Source organism: Anaerobiospirillum succiniciproducens DSM 6400, from assembly GCF_000482845.1.
GTDB classification, from domain to species: domain Bacteria; phylum Pseudomonadota; class Gammaproteobacteria; order Enterobacterales; family Succinivibrionaceae; genus Anaerobiospirillum; species Anaerobiospirillum succiniciproducens.
In genome coordinates, this window is record NZ_AXWV01000001.1 from 16,609 (window position 1) to 37,060 (window position 20,452).

The 20,452-nt window shown below is 44.2% G+C and carries 9 protein-coding genes; 5 read left to right on the forward strand and 4 right to left on the reverse strand.

All coding sequences use genetic code 11. From position 1 onward, the window contains the following. Positions 1–774 precede the first annotated feature (774 nt). The gene (gene pta / locus H524_RS0100075; RefSeq protein WP_027938768.1) at positions 775–2,799 is read right to left on the reverse strand and encodes a phosphate acetyltransferase; all 2,025 of its coding nucleotides are present in this window, start codon (positions 2,797–2,799) and stop codon (positions 775–777) included. Between the two features lie 818 nt (positions 2,800–3,617). Here pta and H524_RS0100080 point away from each other — a divergent pair. Continuing rightward, positions 3,618–4,097, forward strand: coding sequence for a DUF412 family protein (locus tag H524_RS0100080; RefSeq protein ID WP_084281551.1), 480 nt, complete (start codon positions 3,618–3,620; stop codon positions 4,095–4,097). Between the two features lie 77 nt (positions 4,098–4,174). On the opposite strand, the gene H524_RS16120 is transcribed toward H524_RS0100080, so the two are convergent. Next, complete coding sequence (locus H524_RS16120; protein WP_052338811.1) at positions 4,175–4,894, reverse strand: tetratricopeptide repeat protein; 720 nt, start codon at positions 4,892–4,894, stop codon at positions 4,175–4,177. A 599-nt stretch (positions 4,895–5,493) separates the two neighbouring features. On the opposite strand from H524_RS16120, the gene H524_RS0100090 reads away from it, so the two are divergent. The 3 genes from H524_RS0100090 (at position 5,494) to phoA (ending at position 10,015) form a co-directional block, all read left to right on the forward strand. Continuing rightward, a complete protein-coding gene (locus H524_RS0100090; RefSeq protein ID WP_027938770.1) occupies positions 5,494–6,591 on the forward strand; it encodes a flagellar hook-basal body complex protein in 1,098 nt (365 codons plus the stop codon). Positions 6,592–6,821: 230 nt separating this feature from the next. Then, positions 6,822–7,838, forward strand: coding sequence for a ribokinase (locus H524_RS0100095; RefSeq protein ID WP_084281552.1), 1,017 nt, complete (start codon positions 6,822–6,824; stop codon positions 7,836–7,838). Between the two features lie 725 nt (positions 7,839–8,563). Next, a complete protein-coding gene (gene phoA, locus H524_RS0100100) occupies positions 8,564–10,015 on the forward strand; it encodes an alkaline phosphatase (protein WP_027938772.1) in 1,452 nt (483 codons plus the stop codon). A 465-nt stretch (positions 10,016–10,480) separates the two neighbouring features. On the opposite strand, the gene H524_RS17395 is transcribed toward phoA, so the two are convergent. Further along, a complete protein-coding gene (locus H524_RS17395; RefSeq protein WP_052338812.1) occupies positions 10,481–12,202 on the reverse strand; it encodes a DUF4910 domain-containing protein in 1,722 nt (573 codons plus the stop codon). Positions 12,203–12,631: 429 nt separating this feature from the next. Then, positions 12,632–14,359 (reverse strand): DUF4910 domain-containing protein, encoded by a 1,728-nt coding sequence (locus tag H524_RS16130; protein WP_052338813.1) that lies wholly within the window; start codon positions 14,357–14,359, stop codon positions 12,632–12,634. Positions 14,360–16,157: 1,798 nt separating this feature from the next. Between H524_RS16130 and nhaA the strand changes: the two genes are divergently transcribed. Further along, the gene (nhaA, locus tag H524_RS16955) at positions 16,158–20,171 is read left to right on the forward strand and encodes a Na+/H+ antiporter NhaA (protein WP_084281553.1); all 4,014 of its coding nucleotides are present in this window, start codon (positions 16,158–16,160) and stop codon (positions 20,169–20,171) included. Positions 20,172–20,452: the final 281 nt, after the last annotated feature.

The window sequence follows — 20,452 nt, forward strand, 5'->3', positions numbered from 1 at the left end:
TCATAGACCACACATAAAAGGCTCTAAACACAAAATCGCAGTCAAAGACAAGCAAATATACATGTATGTGCCTAGATTGCCGTTAAGCAGTGATACCACTGCTCACAAAAGGTGTTTTGCATTATAGCGCACGCTCTTTTAATGTGTTCCATGTCACGCTAGGTTTGTTATGGCTTTGTGAGCATTGCCGCGCATTGAACAAAAATTGAGCGAAAAATCCACAGCTTGTACTCATTTAGCGTGACAAACGCTCATTTGTGTGATGCACATTTGAACAACGATAAAAAGAGCTGCAAAAGGCTTTACAAGTGATACGAATTATCACATAAGTGCAAGCGTAACCACGGAAAATGCGATGTAAATGCGAAAGGTTGGTGTTTTGTTGAAAAAGTTACACTTTGCTAACTTGCTGTTAGGCGTATCGGCGCGTACAACTGATTGTGAAGAGAGCTTTACAAAGACTGGCGCAAGGGTGCACTAGTATTGTCCATAGCAGGATATTGGACATAAGATAGCTGCATTTATCGTGGATCAAAATCATGCAGCTACAAAAGTATTTTGCGTTAGACACATAGAATCGTTTCGCACTTGCAGCACAAGAATTTAGCTTTAGCACGCCCATGGCTTGCAAAGGCCGTGCGTTTTGGTACTTGCAGGCAATTGCATGCAGTACAAATGAAAAGGGCATCGTTGATTGCTCAGCGATGCCCTTTAAGGCCTAAAGTTGTGTTCACAACTTGGGCCTAGTTTAGTTACTTATGGTGTAACTATGAATTACTTGTCCTGCTGACCAGCCTGGATAGCGGTGATGGCAACGGTGTAAACGATGTCATCAACTAAAGCACCACGGGAGAGGTCGTTTACAGGCTTGTTGAGGCCCTGCAGCATAGGACCGATAGCAACAACGTCAGCTGAACGCTGTACAGCCTTGTAAACAGTGTTACCAGTGGAGAGGCTTGGGAAGATGAATACGGTAGCCTTACCAGCAACCTTAGAACCTGGAGCCTTCTGAGCAGCAACGTCAGGCATTACAGATGCGTCGTACTGGAGTGGGCCGTCGATTACGAGGTCTGGACGTAATTCCTGAGCCTTCTTGGTAGCCTCGGTCATGAGGTCAACATCTGGACCCTTACCTGACTTGCCAGTTGAGTAAGTGATCATAGCAACGCGTGGATCGATGCCGAATGCCTTAGCGGTATCAGCAGACTGAATAGCGATCTGAGCGAGCTGATCTGCATCTGGGTTGAGGTTTAAGGCGCAGTCACCAAATACGTATACCTGCTCCTTCATGAGCATGAAGAAGATAGCGGATACTAAAGAAGCACCTGGAGCGGTCTTGATAACCTGAAGAGCTGGACGGATGGTATTAGCGGTGGTGTGAACAGCGCCAGATACTAAGCCGTGAACCTCATTAGCCTCAAGCATCATGGTGGCTAAGAATACGTTGTCCTGGAGAAGTGCACGAGCGTCTTCTTCAGTTAAGCCCTTGGACTTACGCAGCTCAACTAAACGTGGAACATACTTCTCGCGGATATCCTCTGGATCGATGAACTCAACGCCCTCGTCAAGAGAAACACCCTGCTCCTTAGCAACAGCTAAGATAGCGTCCTTCTTACCGTAGAGAACAGGTACTGCAATCTTAGCAGCAGCAACACGAGCAGCTGCACATACAGTACGTGGCTCATCACCCTCAGGAAGAGCAATGCGCTTGTTAGCAGCACGAGCAAGCTCGGTGAGCTTGTAACGGAAAGCTGCTGGGCTCATGAGTGGGAACTCTTTTGCACATACCTTAGCTAAGGAAGCAACTAACTCGCCATTGAAGAATTGAGCAGCAAACTCGCCTGATGATTGAGCACGCTCGTTATCGTCTGAGTAGATAACAGCTGGGAGCATGGAGAAGGTCTCTGCTACAGCCCATACTGAGGACTTGGTGCAGATAGTAGCCTTGCCTGCCTGACCCTCAACGCCATCACACAGTACAACAACTGCAGCATTGGTTGAAGCTGGAACAGTAGCGGTAATTAATACCTCGTGCTCTTGAGCAGAAGCTGCGTCAAAAGATACACCGCAAACACGTACGTTCTCGTCGCCAACTAAAGCACCCTCTAAGAAGGAAGCTAAGTCAGAAGCGCGTAAAGCGTAGTTCTTGCAGTTGTATGGGATGTTAGCCAGCATGGTAACTGGGCACTTGCCCTCAGCTGAGCATGAAGTACCAGCCTCTGGAGCCTTAGAACCTGAGCAACCGCATGAAGAGTTGCAGCCACACTCGCTCTTGCCAGCTAATACGAGCTTCTTGCGGCCAGTAGCGTCACGTGGAGCGTCTTCGTTTAATAAGATACCGCCAACTACGCGATCCTTGCCTGAATCACCGAAGTAACCCATAGCGATGCGTACCATAGAGTGAGCCTTCTTGCAGGCACCGATGGATACAGGAATCAGGTCAGCATCTAAAGCAAGGCAGATAGCAGCGTTGATCTCGTTCTGATCAAAACGATCAGCAACAACACCCTCAACAACTACAACATCAGCACCAGTGTCCTTTAACAGACGGTTGTAGTTAGCTAAAACAGCCTCGATGAGCTCGCTCTTCTGGCCATTGGCGATGTACTTAACAGCTTCGCACTTTGACATTGAGTAAGTGCTGCAGCTGCATGCACCCTTGGCGTTCTTGCAAACGTCAAATGGACGGAAGACGGTAGCCTTGGCACCCTTATCCTGTAAAGCCTTAACAAGACCGTTAGCAGCAACAAATAAACCGTCAGCTTTGCCGGTTGGTAAAAGCATTAATGAACGTGACACATCAATCTCCAAATTATTTAGGTGCCAAACTAAGAACGCAAGAGAGGTAATAACAGATCCACGTACTTGCAGGCTGCATTAAAGAGCCTTATGTAAGGCTTGAGATGACTTACATAAGGCACTTTGGCACAAGTCTTAGTCCTTGAGCACATTAGCATCATCTATCAGGGCTGTTAACTTTTAAGATTAACTCATTAAGCACTCATAAAAGAGCCCAATTAAACTGACAGATGCAAGTTGATTCTATAAAGGATAGCGCAAATGATGTAAGAGTGCTTTGCTTTTGCTCAAAAAATTGGCTTTAGGCCATATTAAGCCACAACAGTTATTAGCTTAGATGGTAAAGATGTCTACCTTAGATACTAACAAGGTTAGTTGCGCTAAAGGCAACTAAGCCTCAAGTAAAATCTTTGTGCGCTGCATGTTGCCGTTTTTTAAAAGACGTGCTTACAAAGCCCGCAGCCTTGGGATAGTCCCACGCAATACCATGGATCCAAGCTTGGTACGAAATGCATGGTCAATTATTACAATGACTTTATTAAGTCTCTTTACAAAAAATGTGAGGCTGTATAGTAGTCGGATTTTTTGAGCGTAAAGCCCGTTTTTATAGAGTTTGATGGGTGAGATTGCACTAAGTGATAGCAAGTATTTATAAGAATATCTTATTCAACGGTGGAAAATATTTGTTTACAGTTGGCGTAGATGGGCTAGTTGCAAAGTTTGGTCTAACTAAATTAGGTCACAATAGAGCTTGAGCTGTTAAAATACCGCACTCAAAGAAAGTTGTGGCTAAAGATAAATGTTCAAGGAGATGGCGCATGTCGTTGATTCAGGTAATTAAACGCGGTAATGATTATATGAACGCTTGGCCTGATGAGCCGATATTGATGGCTATCTTTCCAGAGATGCGCGTAAAAGCCATGCTCGCTACCTCTAAGAAGTTTGTGCCACCTGCAGTTGCGCTGCTCGTCTTTTGGATTTATTACATCTGTGGCGGCTTTCATGGCCTCTATCGACTTTTTACCGCTCCACAGGCCGGATCGATGACTTTCTACATGGCAGTAACTAGCCTGATTATCATCATTCCCATCCTCATCTATTTACCAATCCACGGCATTATTTGGTTTGGCTATCAGGCTGATAAAAAACTAAACAAGCGCCAAACTTTGTTCTATCGTAATGTTTGCTCCAAGCTAGGCCGTGAGCCTAAATCAGATCCGGTGATGTTTGATCTTATCAGTATCATCAATGACGGTATTAAGAATCTTGAGGATAAAGAATTTTTAAACGAGCTCTAAGCAAAGTTTAGAGCTATCAAAAACAAAAAGGCCTCTACACATAGAGGCCTTTTTGTTATAGCTAAAATAAAATAAGCTTATGGAGCGTTCTTCTTAGCTTCTTGCTCAACGAAGCTTTCAAACTGCTTAATCTTGAGGTCGTAGTCGGCAACATCATCACATGAGTCCTGGTTGCCAAGGTCACAAGCACGCTTATGGTACTCAAAAGAAAGCTTAGCGATCTTGATATCCTTAAGCACATAAGCCTCAGAGAAAGTAATTACAGCAAGCTGACGGCAGCCAGTTGGGTCTTTAAGGTTGCAAGCCTTCTGACCATACTCACCAGCCTTAACTAAGTCCTGATCTACATGCTCGCCTAAGAAGTAGAGATTAGATAAGAGTAAGCAGCCGTAAGCGTCACCCTTTTCACATAAGTAATCAGCAATCTGAGTACCACGAGCATAGTCGTTGAGGTTGTAAGTGCTGTCAGTGAACAAGGTTGCTACAGCTGTACAGGTCTTTAAAGCAGCAGGATCATCGGAGTAGCAGATCTTGGTTAAGTACTTAGCTGCGTGCTGGAACTCCTTACGCTCTAAGTATTGTTGAGCTAAGAAGTTGCACTCTGCCATGGAACCAGTTTCGCACTTGATGATAGCGTCTTGTTCGCCTTTGAAGTTTTCTTTTGCCCATTCAACTTCGGTGTTTGCCTGAGCAGTTGAGGTGAGGCTCACTAATGAAGCAGCAGCCATGATGCATGCAATAGTAGCTGCGGATCTAAAAGGGCGCAGACCAGATTTGATAAAGCTTAATGGGTTCATAAAATTCTCTTTTCTGTCAAACTCGATCAAGAATGCTTTTCAACACTCAAAAGGCATTGCATTTGATCTAAGTAACGGCAGTTTTTGCAGAAAACATACAACAGGTGCAAAAAAATCTTTAGCTAGCGCCAATTGTTTGTTAACTAGCCAACTGTAACAGCTACAGCTAAAACGCAGTAGTAGCTCATGATTATAAGCTTGCACGCTTAGATCGCTAATACTTGTTAACTAGTATGACAGTGTTTTTAACCAAATAGTGTTTGTTATGTCCGTTTTTAGACATAAGCAACATCTTGCGCACGTGTTGTATATAAGTTTGCGCAAAACTATAAGCCAAATCTTGCAAAAATGCATCTAAACTGGCGGCCCTTTTTCAGTAATGTTATCTAGGTCTTATCTTAAGCAGCTACAAACCCATCTTACGCGCTATTACAGTTGAACAAAATGCTATTGTTAATTGTTCTGTGCTGCAACTAGCTGTTGTTTTGTTGTTGATTACTTGTAACCGCAAGAAAGACTAGTTGGGCCTTTGCTTACAACTATTAGCAAGCAAGATGGTGAGATAGTAAATTAGCTTATTGACAACAATGACAGACTAAATGGCAATTAATGCCCTACATATAATCAGAGGTCAAAAGGGTGGACCTAATGACCAGCCTGGACAAGGAAACTTTATCCAGTACTACACCGATTTTGATCCAAATGATGCATCTACATATACAGCTTCCACTTCACAGACTATCCATGATTCTCTAGGTCGTGCTCATACTCTTACTTACTACATGATCAAGACAGGTCCAGATGCAAAGGGATCAAACAATACCAATTGGACCGTTATCCCATACGTAGATGGTCATCCTGCTGATGTTAAGGGTAAAGGATTAGGCCCTGGTGTTTCTTATAAAGACAATCCAGTATGTATGAGCGTGCCTTCAGGCAGCAAGTCTACTATTGCAAGTTCAAATCTCTTTGGATTCCAGGTTAAGTTCGGTCCAAACGGCGAAGTTTTAGAACAGTACCCAGGCAAGGTAGAGCTAGTAAATCCAGCTGATGCCGCTAATGCCAATAAGAAGATTCCAGGCAGCTTACGTCATGCCCTCTTTGGTAATCCAAATGCACAGGCTGCCCCAGATAACGTTGGTGAGTTGGATGGATTTGCACCTAAAGCTAAAGACCAAACTTTTAAGAAAGATGGTCAGGCTGGTTGTGACGGCTCTTTACATACTGCATTGGGTCAGGGTATTGAGCCAACTCAGATGCTCAATATTCAGTTTGCGGCAAGTCAGTATGGCTCTTCAAACTTCTCTGTAAGTCAGGCTCCAACTAATGATGGCTACGCAACTGGTATCTTAATTGGCATGTCTGTTGATGAGAACGGCATTATTCAGTGTGAGTACTCTAATGGCCAGGTAAAGAATATTGCTAAGGTGGCCATGGCTGATTTTGCTAATCAGCAAGGATTGATCAAGATTGGCGATACTCAATGGAAACAGTCTAACTCGTCAGGTGAGGCCATTGCTAAGGAAGCTAACTCAGGATCTTGCGGCTCGATAAAGGGATCAAACTTAGAGCTGTCAAATGTTGATTTGACCACTGAGCTAGTTGAACTAATTACTGCTCAGCGTAACTATCAAGCCAACTCGCAGTCATTACAGACACAGAATACTGTAATGGATTCTATTTTGAACATTAGATAAGATTCATTTGAATAATCAAAACCACTATTTAACGTCGAGCTTGTCTCGACGTTTTTGTTGGGCGTTTCTAACATGGTTCATGAAGAAGCTTGTCGTATTAGCTCGCAGGTGAAGAACGTACCAGGTAAATCCACTGATTGCTTTAAACAATCTATCTTGATTAGCTAAGCTTTATTAGATATGTTCAAGATTAGCCATTTGTGTAACGATTAGTCAAAAGGTTCTAAAAAATGTCATCTTCAGAATCAAATCTGATTTCGGCACCGCAGTCTGAACACTGCTCTAAAACTGCTGCTCATGCTGCAGCTGCACAGCACTCTAGTCCTAAGATCTTAGTTTTTGGCTCACTCAATGTTGACTATGTCTACGAGGTGCCACACTTTTTACAGCCTGGCGAAACGCTCTCGTCTACAAGTCGTCATGTCTATGCTGGCGGCAAGGGTCTTAATCAGGCGGTAGCTTTATCTAAAGCGGGTGGTGATGTTAGCTTTTCAGGAGCCATTGGTACCGTAGATGGAGCCATTTTGCTCGAGACTCTCGAAAGTAATAACATCAACTCACAAAACGTTAAGCAGCTAACTGATGTACCAAGTGGCCATACTTTTATTCAAGTAGATGCCCATGGCCAAAACTGTATTTTGCTCTATGGCGGCGCTAATCAGACCATTACGAGCAATGATATTGATGCGGCGCTTAAATCATTTAGCGCAGGCGATTGCTTAGTCATTCAAAACGAGACTAATGCTTTAGATGAGATCATCGACAAGGCCAGTGCTAAAGGTCTTTACATATGCATGAACACTTCGCCAGTAGATGAAAAGCTTACTAAGTTGCCACTGCATAAGTGCAGCTTACTCATTGTTAACGAGATTGAAGGTGCCGCTCTGTCATCCTTAAGCGCGGATACTGCTCCAAAGCTGATGCTGCAGCGCCTTGCAGAAATCTATAAAGACTCCTCCATCTTATTAACCTTAGGCTCATCAGGCTCGCTCTTTTTAGAGCGTGGCAAGCAAGAGCCAATTGCATGTTCAGCCTTTAAAGTTGAGCCTGTGGATACTACAGCTGCAGGTGATACTTTACTTGGCTACTTCATTACCATGCTAAGCAAGGGTCATGAGCCTAGCATGGCCATGACTTATGCCTCAGCTGCAGCAGCCCTTGCTGTTACCCGTCATGGCGCTGCTCCATCCATCCCGTATGTACACGAGGTCGAGGAATACCTTAAAGCTCAAGGTTACTCCCTGTAACTAAAGCCCAAATCCGCCGAACAAACTAATGGTCAAATTAAATCTGTAACGAAAGCCCAAATCCGCCGAGCTGTTAATGGTCAAGTTAAATGGCTAATTGATCAGCATGTTACTTATGCTGATCTTGGTATTTGTTTGCCCTTTGTTAGATAGTCAGGTGGTTTGTTAAGTGGCGCAAATGCAGCTTTTGCGCTAGTAACTAGCGGGCAATGTAAGTTGCAATTGAGTTTTTTAAATTTTATGGGGAGTGTGCAGGACTTACGATCGGCGATTTTTTGTAAGTTGCAATGATGGTTGTTGTGGGATCTTTTCTCTTATTTATCGGGTTTTGATGGCGGTGTTAAGTATAGTGTGGGTTTCTTAACAAAGATCTTGAAAGTTTAACTTTAGATTTACGATCGGACGTAACAGCCTTAACAAAGGCCCTCTATCATGCAAAGCGTCAGATTAAGCAGCAACACCGTATGGGAAAGCTCAAGAAAATAAAACGGCGTCAAGTAGGCTGCTTATCTGTCCACCTTTATCACTAAGCAATACCAAATCAGACAAACATATTGAGTCTAAAGCGGTATGGAGCGCCAAGAAGAGATCATTAAATTACTCATTGGCAAAAACAACAAAGCATAGGCTACTTAACAGGTAAGCAAAAAAATAAGTAGGCATCTACAAGCTTTTAATTGCTCAGTGGCATCGGTGAATTTGGGATAGTACTAAAGGAAAATTACATGTTAAAGTTCGACTGCTCATTATTAGCCAAAGCTGTGACCATCGCTGTAGCTTGTGCAACTGTATCAGCTTGTAACTCAACTCAGAGCAAGATTGATGACAGCGCACTGTATGTTCGCTCAGCTCAGGGTGATATCACTCAGTTTGCAGGGGCTCGTCGTATTCATGACAATCAGGTAGAACTTTACGAGCAGGCATTAGCTTTAGCAAAGGTTCAGCATGCCAAAAACGTAATCTTACTCATTGGCGACGGCATGGGTGATTCAGAAATCACTGCAGCGCGTAACTTTGCTAAGGGTGCTGGCGGCTACTTTGAGGGTATCGACGCTCTGCCATTTACTGGCCAGTATACTCATTACTCTTTATCAAAGAACACTCAGAAGCCAGACTACGTAACTGACTCAGCTGCTTCTGCAACTGCTTGGTCAACTGGTGTTAAGTCTTACAACGGCGCTATCGGCGTTGACGTATACGGTCAGCCACATCAGACCTTAGTTGAAATGGCCAAGGCTAAAGGTTTAGCTACTGGTGTTGTTTCAACCGCTGAAATCCAGGATGCTACTCCTGCAGCTCAGATTGCTCACGTAGTTCACAGAAAGTGCTATGGCCCTAACTCAGTAACCAAGCTTTGCCCAGCTAACGCTCTTGAGAACGGCGGCCCAGGTTCTATCAGCGAGCAGATTTTAGCTCTGCGTCCTGATGTGGTTTTAGGTGGCGGTGCAGCTTCCTTCCGTGAGGCAGCTAAGGCTGGTGATTACAAGGGCATGACCTTACTTGAGCAGGCACAAAAGCGCGGCTTCAAGTTTGTTGATAACTTAGATGATCTCAAGAATGTTAACGTTGCAGATCAAAAGCAGCCTCTGTTAGGCCTCTTTGCTGAGGGCAATATGCCAATCCGCTTAAAGGGCCCACAGGCATCACTGCATGGCAACCTTAACAAGCCAGCCGTTAAGTGCGAAGTTAACGCTGAGCGTGGTGCACAGGTTCCAGTATTAGCTGACATGACCTCAAAGGCTATCGAGCTCTTATCTAAGAACGAGAAGGGCTTCTTCTTACAAGTTGAAGGTGCATCTATCGATAAGCAGGCTCACGCATCAAACCCATGCGGCCAGTTTGGTGAGACCATGGACTTAGACGAGGCTGTAAAGGTAGCTATGGACTTTGCAAAGAAGGACGGCAACACCTTAGTTATCGTAACTGCTGACCACGCACACTCCACTCAGATTGTTTACCCAGATGCTCAGGCTCCTGGCTTCTCACAGGCTGTGGTAACTGCTGATGGCACCACCATGTCCATTACTTACGGCAACTCTGAGGATGTTGATGATACTGGTCACACCGGTGCTCAGCTGCGCGTTGCTGCATACGGCCCAGCTGCATTAAATGTAACTGGCTTAACCGACCAGACCGATCTGTTCTTTACCATCCGTAATGCTCTTCAGCTTAAGTAATAACCTAAGTAGAAGAGTAAGGACATAGTACAGTAAACAATAGCTCCACTAATACTTTTGTCCTAAAAGCTAAGGCCCCTTGAGAAATCTTGGGGCCTTTTTGCGTATGTGCTACAGCAAAAGCACCATAGCGACCGGCTGTGGTGGTGACGCCATCACCTCAAGAGAAGGCGATTGTCCTGATCGACGGATAAAATGGAGCATGGAGCATGGCAGGGGCTAATGCAGCATGCGCTACAAGCGCTGTTGATGCTCTACGACATGGAACTTTGAGTTTGATGGCATGAGCAGCTGCCCACGATAACGCAGCTACGCACGATGTCGCAGCAACGCAGTATGGCGTAGCAGCCCACGATGGCACAGCTACGCGCGATGGCATGAGCAGCTACACACGCTGGCGTAGCTGCACAGTACGGCACAGCTACGCGCGATGGCGCAGCTGCCCATGGATGAGAGGGTTTAAGTCTATTTGACGAGCTCGATGATGCCTTTATCTCTGAGCTTGTAGATGAGCCTGGAGATGCGCAGTGGCGAGGTCTTCAAGAAGGTCATGATCTGTTTGGTCGTGTAGGTTCCTGAAGATAAGCTGATTAGATACATGGTTAAGATGAGCTGATCTGAGGCTAAACCTTTTTTCACGAGGTTGGCTGGATCATTGTTGTTTGGATAGAGACCATGATAGCCAAGCTGTGGCTCACCAGGGAGCAGCACGGATGGCTTTAAGTCAGCGATCTCATAGTAACGAATCACCTCATATAGCTTGATGGCACTATCGATGATACTGCAAAGAGAGAACTGATCTTGATTATCAAGCGATGAATGATAAGAGTCGTAGATTGCATATTGAGTACGACAAGCCTGTACGCAAGGCAAGTTGAGCACTGGGCTGCAGTACTGTCTTTCATCAGAGCCAGTTGTTGGACAAAAAGTACGCAGTGAGTAGCGCTCAGGTTCTGCAAAGGCAATATTTCTCAGACGATTATCAATCGTGTACTTACACTTAAACGCACTCTTAGCAGGATCGCTGTAGATATGGTAACCAAGCAGATGGTTTGGATTAACTGCACGATCAAAGTAAGCTAAGTGGGTTTTGTACATCTCAATACGAGTGGAGTCGTTGAGCGTAGTATCGGTAAGCTCTTTGTAGCAAGAGGTATCTAAAGACAAGCTCTTTTCAAAGTAACCACCCTCTCTATAACCCTTGATGTGATTATCTTGTTCCTTGCTAAAGTCAAACTCTAAAGCATCCATGTAGCTTTGACGAGAGAGCTTGAAGGAGATTGGCAACTCAAGGAAGTTGTGGTTGAAGCTGTCTTTAAAGTCTTTAAGCAGCTTCTCGTGGAAAGCAAGCTGCTCATCATCTTCCATCCATAAGGAATTTGGCTCCTCAATTGAGATGGTCTTGATTTCATCCTTGGGCGCACCTTTTGTACGTGGGGCGGCAAGGCAAGTGAGCACCATGCCATATTCAAGACGCTTTTTAAGATCCTGATGATGATCAGACAGATATGAAATTGAGCCAATAGTTTCAGGATTAAGGACAAAGCGATAAGTAAAACGACGCTGTGGCATGGCCTTAATCAAGTGATACAGACACACTAAGGCAAGTGGGCCAGAGAGCTCATTGTTGAGCATGCTTGGATGGCATAAAGGTGCTGAGATTAACACGACGCGAGAGCTTTCACCTTTGAGCTCACACACGCCAACCTTAAGCGAGCCACGCTTTCTTTTCTTAGTTTGAATATCAACTTCATACATGCCATCTTTCAGTTGCTTAAACTGATTGTAAGACATGCAAAAGCCCCAGCGTGAGGTGTAGTAGGCTGTGCGGTAAGGAATAGCATCAGGCAAGTTCTCATCGTAAACAATGTGCTCTTTGAGCTCCTCTAAGCTTACCTGACCAGTAAAAGGCTCCGAGAAATTGAGTATATGCAGGCTGTTTTTCTCAGCATCAATAATGACATTGCCATCAGGGTCTTTTAAAGTGGCACTCATAAACTTCCACTCTGATGGAACCGTCCAGTCAAAGACACGAGTGCCTGTATCAAAGGACTCAATATTCAGAGGGATATAGCGCTGTAGAATCTGCAGTGACTTTTCGTAGCCTGGACCAGTAATCGATCTACAGATAGGAAATAGCTCATCATAGAGCTCTTGTAAGTTAAGTTCAGTTGCACTTAATTCCATGTACTCAATCCCCCGTGTTGCTAAGCACTAGGCAGCTTTATGCTGCAATCACTAGACAGCTTGGAGCTGCAAAGACTAGGCAGCTTTATACTGCAATCACTAGACAGCTTGGAGCTGCAAAGACTAGGCAGCCTTATACTGCAATCACTAGACAGCTTGGAGCTGCAATCACTAGGCAGCTTGATGCTGCAAACACTAGACAGCTTGATGAAGCAAGCATGTATGGCTATAGCTTACTTAATTTCTAATGGCTATTGCATGAAAACCAAGGGATTAAGCTAGGTATTACGTGGCATTGTGATTGATATCTCACGCATACAGCCCTCAATCACCAAACTAATGCACGGATTAGATCTATGCAAGTAAGTCATTGAGAGCAATATGGTTGAGCAAATTCACTCGTGGTAATAAAGAGGCGTGGTGGCTTTGTTAATCTGAAAAGTCGAGCACCTTAGTGTCATAGAGTTTGTAGATGATGTTTGATACTCTCAGTGGGCTTTCGTCAATAAACTCGGCAATTTCTTCTGTGGTGAAACCGCTAGAGCAAAGTGACAGAATATACAGCATGACTTCAAGCTCACCATGAGAATTATTACGTTTAGCTCTGCTCTCGGGATCATTGGAGTTTGGATACAAGCCACGTGGGCCAAGTTGCGGGTCGCACTCGTTAAGTAGTGTAGGCTTGAGCTTGGCGATTTCATAGTAACGAATGAAATCAAAAATCTCTAAGGCGCTATCCATGATGCTGCATAAAGAGAATGTGTCCGAGTTATCTAAAGAGGTGTGATATTCGTTATAGCTGCCATACATAGTGCGGGTTGCTTGGACATACTTTAGATTGAGCTTGGGGCTACAGTATTGTTTTTCATCCGAGCCATGGTTAGGAGCGTACTCACGTACGGCGTAGCGAGCGCAATTGCCCTGAGCAAGAGTACGCAGCATGTTATCGATATCAAAGCTGCACATAAAACCATCTTTGCGTGGATCTGTATACACGTGGCAATTAGGCAGATGGTTTAGTGTGAAGCAGCGACAGTAGTAGGCACAGGTAGTTAGATAGTCTTCTACGCGTTGCTCATCATCAAGAGTCATATCGGTCACTGCTTTGCTGACATAGTGACTTGAGTTTAGACTTTTTTCAAAGTAGCTACCTTTGGCATAGGCAGTAATATTTTTGCCTAGGCTACGCATTTTTTTGTCATAAACGATAGAGTCGATGTAACTTTGTCTTGTTAGCTTGAATGAAACAGGCAACTGCAAAAAGTTATGGTTATAACTGTTTTGGAAGCTTTGGTAGAACTGCTTATGGTATTCAATGCGATCTTGTTCTTCACTACTTGAAAGTAATGCAGACGTAAGTGAGATGGTGCTTATCTGGTCTTCTACAGAGTCTTTAGAACGAGGAGAGGCTAAGCAAGTAAGATTGATGCCATACTCGAGCTTTTCTTTTAATTCAGGGGCGAATCTAGAAAGATAGGCAATTGATCCAATGCTCTCTGGATGAATCACAAAGCGATAGCTATAACGACGCTTTGGCAGCGATTTGAGCAGCAAGTAGAGACAGACCAGGGCAAGAGGGCCTGAGAGCTCATTGTTGAGCATATTTGGATGGCAAAGATAGCTTGAGATTTGAATAATCTTGTCACTATCACCTTTAAGATCACAAATGCCAACTTTTAGCGAGCCGTTAGTATCTTTAATGGTGTCTATACATACCTCATACTCATCGTCTTTGAGTTCCTGAAACTGCTTGTACGAAATGTTTAAGCCCCAGCGAGGCTTGTAGTATGAGGTGGTATACGGAATGGCATCGGGGTTGTTCTTATCAAAGAACAGATGCTCTTTTAGATCTTCAAAGCTCACTTTACCAGTAAAAGGCTCGGAGAAGTTAAGTACGTGCAATGGATTTTGGTGTGTATCTAAGATGATATTGCCTTGAGAGTCTTTTAAGGTGGCTCTATTTAAGCTCCATCCCTCTGGCACAGTCCAGTCGTTGACCTTGCTTCCAGATGGAAATGACTCAATGGTAAAAGGCACGTACTTTTTGAGAATTTCTAAGGACTGTTCGTAGGCAGGCCCTGTGATTGAACGGCATAGTGGAAAAAGCTCTTCATAGAGCTCTTTTAAGTTAAACTCACTTGGCTCTGCTACGTACATATACGTCAACCTTAGCTTGTTAGTCTATGGGGACTAAAGAGTCTAGCAACACGAGTTACTAAACCGCACCATAGCTATTGTGTGTATCAGCCATCACACACAACTAAACAAGCATTCAATACATTAAGTGCAAACTAAAACAACAGCATCAAACTCACACTGTCGCATCAAGTGCTTAAAAATAAAAGAGATGCTTTAAGTAAGCTGTCTCAATCCCAATTTATGACTTGCTCGCTAAAGTTACAGTCATTTAAATGGTGGTAAAAGCACTAACTACTAATAGACTCGTGAAAAAGCGCCAGATCTGAAATCAAGCTAGACACGGCACAAGCAGCCTAAAAGTATAGCAAAACATAAAACTCAAATACTCTTACATCTAAAAATTGTTAGATCTTAGCAGCTAAATATGCAATATGGTGCAAAATGATCTGAAAGTTGATTGCTTTAGATAGCGTGACGCTACTTGTTAAAGTCAGCTTCAACATGAGGCATGCCTATACAAATATTGCCTATCGCTTGGATGATGATTTTTTATAAGTTAGCTATTCATGTGAGTACGGGCCTCAAGATAAATATGTTTACGTAGCTCGTGAAACTTTGTCATGACACATGCTGCTGTAGTTTTAATGATTGGCGTACCACCATTAAATTTACGTATAGAGCAGGTAGTTGGCGATGCTCGCTATGAGTGAGGTTGTACGTATTATTTATTGAGAGAAAGATAATTAGAATAGATAGTGTACCGTGAACTGATTAGGCGGTGAGATAAAAGTCAAACATGCTAAAACTTATTGATATTTGTGCTTTATCACGAGCACAAAATGATGCACAATGAACACGTGATTAGAGTCTGCTCAAGATAAGACATTGCAAGGAACCATGTCTGAAGGCTCATTGTCATTAACATCATAACAAACCTACAAATAGCTTCTTTTGACGTCCACTCAAGCAAACAAGGCAAAGTAAGAGCATATTCACTATGAATATTGTGTGAACATACTCTTAGCAAGAGCATCCGTCTAAAAGCATCTATGAGTCAGGCGAAACCTTGAGGTCTGACCATTTAGTGCAATGCTAAATGGTTACTCGTATAGTGTGTGTTAAGCAAAGTGGTTACATGGATTGTTAGCGCAATGCTATGTGATGGAGAGCTTTAAGTTTGTGCAATGCAAAGTTATAGCTACATTACATTAGCTAAGCCATGTCACATAGCCAGTTTGTACAGAGCAAACGGTTATACTCACCTCTCAAGCATCGGCCTAACTTTTTAGCTGCTCAAAACGTATCTACGCTTTGTAAATTGCATGCTCTTAAACATGCTTAGATGTCTTTAAAAGTGCTGTTAGATGATTAAAGGAGTTGTAGCTCTCTTAATAACTGCCCATCAAAGGTTTCGGAGCCTTTGCATGTGTTAAGAGTAGCTATAGAAGAGAACTGGTGAAGCTTAGTAAAAGATAGCTTTACATGTACTCAAAAGATGTAGGCATTATGAGGAGTGCGAGCACTAAGCTTTAAGCTAAGGAGTGTTTAGAGCTTTAGTTGATGGCAAGAAAGCTTGATTGCTTTTAGAGCCAAGATTGATGATGTTAATACACGTTTTGTGTGTTTGTTGTTTGACATCTTGTGTTCAACAAGACTTAAAAGGTTTGGCAGCTTGTGGTGTTAAGTTCCTAATAGATTGCTATTACTCATAGCAAGTCCCTCTAATTTCATCAAAGAGAATGTGGCGTGTACTAAATCTTTGCACTAGTACATGTTTGTCGCTAACCCCAATTCTTCTTATAGGCGCTTACAGCCAATGAAATTATTTTCCGACATCAGAGTTCGTATTCCGCGCTCCTTTGACAAGATAACCCACTCCGATGCAGCTGGCGGCATTGTAATGCTGCTGTGTATTGTTTTAGCTCTGATATTACAAAACGGCTCGTACTCAACTAGTTATAGGCACTGGCTTGATACTACGGCAGGTATCGTCTTTGGTGACTTCATTTTAATGAAGCCGTTACTGTTGTGGATCAACGATGGTCTTATCACGATCTTCTTTTTCTCCATCGGTCTGCAGCTGAAAATTGAGTTCGTTGAGGGACATTTATCAGATCCGCGCAATATCTTGCTCCCAAGTATTGCGGCGATTGCAGGTATCTGTACGCCAGCGCTCATCTTTATTTTATTTAACTACCATGACGAGTTTGCGATGCGTGGTTGGGCTATTCCAACCTCGACAGATACTGCTTTTGCTGTAGCTCTCATCATGCTCTTAGGCAAGAGGGTGCCTAATTCACTGAAGATTTTACTGCTCTCTATCTCAGTGTTTGATGACATGGGCGCTATGGCTGTAGTTGCTATCTTCTACAACTCTGGTTTAGATGTTTATGCGCTGATTCCTGCAGCAGTCTCCATTGTTGGTTTAATGATCCTTAACTTCTTTGGAGTTGGCAGAAAGTCGTTATATATTGCCTTGGGTGCGATTATTTGGTTCTCCATCTTAAAGTCAGGTGTGCACGCTACTATTGCAGGTATTATCACCGCCTTTAGTATGCCAATGCGTGACAGAAGTGGTGCGCCTGTAGTTCAAGAGGTCAGTGACAATATTGGTCTGTGGGTCTCTTTTGCGATCTTACCGCTCTTTACCTTGGCCAACGCCGGTGTGGATTTAGGTAATATCAACTTATCCACCATGTTCTCCAATGTATCGCTCGGTATTATCTTAGCGCTCATCATTGGTAAGCCTTTAGGCATTTTCACTGTTATTTACTTAGCTTCACGCTACAAGCTCGTGCAGCTGCCATCAGATGTAAACACCAAGCAGCTTTATGGCATGAGCTTACTTACCGGTATCGGCTTTAGTATGGCAATGTTCTATGACTCATTGGCATACGAAGGTAGCAGTATTTATGGTTATGCTGATTCACTGGCAATTCTGATTGGTGCCACCTTCTCAGGTATTCATGGTTATTGCTATTTACGTTTCTTTGCTTGTAAGACTGCTTTAATAGAGTATCGTCCATGGCTGCCAGCACCAACTGGTTACCACGGTACTGCACGTACTGCAAACCTCTACAGCTTAGAAACCCCAGTTCAAGGCCCATCTTCTGTAGCTCCAACTGCAGCAGCTGTTGCTGAGGCTAATAAGCGTAGTGCCGCAGCAGCTGAGGCTGCTCAAAAGGCTATTGAGGCTGCTGAGGCCGCATCTAAGGTAGCTGAGCTTCTCAAGAAAGCATCTGACAAGGAGCAAGATGAGCAAAATCTTGCCGAGGTACAGCTTGCAGCAGCTCAAGCTGCTAAGGCTGCAGCTACTGTTGCAGTGACCGCCACTAAGATTGACACTAGTGAGGACAATGCACAGAAGACTCAGTCTGCTGAGGCCGTCTTAAAGACCGTAAGCGAGGTTGCTCAAGAGGCTGAAGAGACTGTTGAGCGTGCTATCGTTGAGGACAAGGCTGTAGAGAATCAAGCAACCTTGGCAGATGAAGACAAGCAAAATAATGATAACAAGGTCGCTAATAATGAGACTGAAGAGCTCAAGTCTAAGAGCACCTCTAAAGTTAGTGCTGCAGATGAGGCTAAGGATAGCGAGTCTGACAAGAGCGAGGTAAAGAGCCAAGATACTGTCAAGGCATCTCAAGAGGCGAAGACTGTTATTGCTGTTGATTCAGAAGGCCTGGCTAAGGTTGAGAAGACCGCAGTTAAGAGCACTGATGAGAGCGCAGCAGTAGTAGACGATAGCCCTCTTAATGCTGATGACTATGCCTCAACTACTGTAAGTGCTAAGAGCGCTAGCGATGAGTCAAAGACTCAAGAAGAGAAGATTGCATCTAATCAGAGCTCTAAGAGCAGCGATGATGATGTTTCTGAGCAGTCTGATGACAATGAGTCTAGTGCTTCAAGCAAGGCTCAAAGCGATGTTCAAGAGAGTGTAGAGTCTGAGGCTAAGACAGTTAAGAAGATCAAGGCTAAGACTAAGTACGAGCTCTCAGTTGAAGAAGTGGACCACAGCAGTGAGAAGATCGCTGAGCACAAGGAAGTGGCTCAGGGTACTGCTAAGGCTGTGGCTGCATATCTGAGCAACATCGTTGGCAAGGCTAAGGTTGAAGTAAGCGAAAACATTGAGCGTTCTGATGAAGAAAAGGCTGCGCTGCGTGCTGCTGCCGCTGCTCGTGTTGCTGCCATTAAGGCTGCTGAAATCGAAGCTCAAGCTTTAGCAGAAGCTGCAGTGGCTGAGGCGAAGGCTAAAGCTGCGCTAGAGGCTGCAGAGGCTAAAGCGAAGGAAGCTGCTCAAGAGAGCAAGAGCAAAGCTGATACAAATGCAGAGTCTGATAGCAAGGCGGTATCAGATGAGCAAGAGACCTTATTGCAAGAGTCTACTGTAGATGTAGCTGAGCTTAGCATGAAAGCAAGTGAGTCTAAGGAGACCGTAAAGGACAATGCACCTAGCGATGAGCTTAATGCTGCTGACTTTGCGGCTAAGGCAAACGATAGTACTGATACCAAGGCTCAAGCTCAAGAAGGTGATGCAGAAAAGGCAAGTCTTGAGGCAAGCTCTAAGGACGAGTCTAAGGAGGCTGATCCTAGCGAAGCTTGTGCATCTAAGAGTGCTAAATCATCAGATGATGAGGCCTTAAAGGCAGCAGCTGAAGCTCAATCCGCTCAAGAGGAAGTAGCTAAGGCTGCTGCTGAGGCAGAGGCTGCTAAGGCTAAGGCTTTAGAGGCTAAGCAGGCTGTAGAAAAGGCCGCACAGGAAGCTCGTGTTGCTGCAGAGATTGCAGCTGCCAAGAAAGCTGAAGGCAAGCAAAAGGCTAAGGCACAGCAAGCTTTGGAGGCTCAAAAGAAAGCTGAAGAAGAAGGTGACCGCAAAGAGGAGAGCGACACCTTAGGTGAAGTTACTGCCAAGGCTGCAAGTGCTGTTTCAACTGTTGCTAGCGTAGTGGCTGCCCCTGCAGTGAAGGCCGTTAAGATCGTCACCGCCACAGCATCGGTAACCGCAGCTGCAGCTAAGGCCGCAGTGAAGGTAGTAGAGCACAAGGACAAGGCTGAAGATGAGCAAAACGATGACAAGAAAGACACTACCAAAGAGGTAGCAGACACTCTTGTTAAGGAAGTCATCTCAGCAAAAGATCCTCGCTTTAATGAGTCCAATGAGAGTTCAAAAGACGGATCTAAAGATGACTCTAACGCTACAGAGACCAAAGCTGACGCCAAAGCCAAAGCTGCAGCAGACAAAGACAGCGCCGTCTCCGACAGCGCAGCAGTAAAGCCAACTACTCAAGATACTACCCAAAAGGCAGCTATCAAGGAGCAGACTCAGGCTAAAACTGTAGATGCTAAGGAGAGCAAGTCTTTTGCTGAAGAAAATAGCTATAGCGAAAAGGCAGATGACCTAACCAAGGCTCATGATGAGACTGTCAAGAGCGTCTTAGAGGCACATGAAGCACCTGAGTTTGCTGTTGCAAACAATAACGAGCTCAATGCATCAGAGCTGTCTCAAAAGATCTCAACTCTTGATGAGCAGCAGGCTAAGGTAACGCTCCAAGCTGCAAGCGATGATGATGACCTTACAGTTGAGTCCGTCTTAGCCATGAAGAGCTCATCATCAGATGTAGCAGCTAATAGCAACGCACAGGCAGATATTGGCAACATGCCAACTGCTAAGGACAATGCGGCAACAGATGCTAGCGACGATCTCAACGCTGAGGACTATCAGGATAAAAAGTCATCAGATACTGAGGACAAGGATGAGCAAAAAGAAGACTCCTCCGCCGTCAAATCAGTAGTTGGTAAGCTTGCTGGCATCATCCGCAAGGGCAAGGACTAAATAAGTCCTAGATAAATCTAGGACTACATAAAAGGCCTTCACTGGCCACAAAGAGCAGCCGTTGGTACTCACTGACGACTGCTCTTTTTATATGTATGTGCAACAGCAAAGGCTCATCCACAGAGCACATTTATGCGCAAAAGACCTAGCCTAGCAACCATAAGTACAGTCTACAAACGATGCACAGACAATAAAGAACATAAAATTGAAAGCAACAAATAAACAGACGAAAAGAAGGTAACAACGCCTAATCCAAGAGTACGCTGTAACGCTAGCGCTAA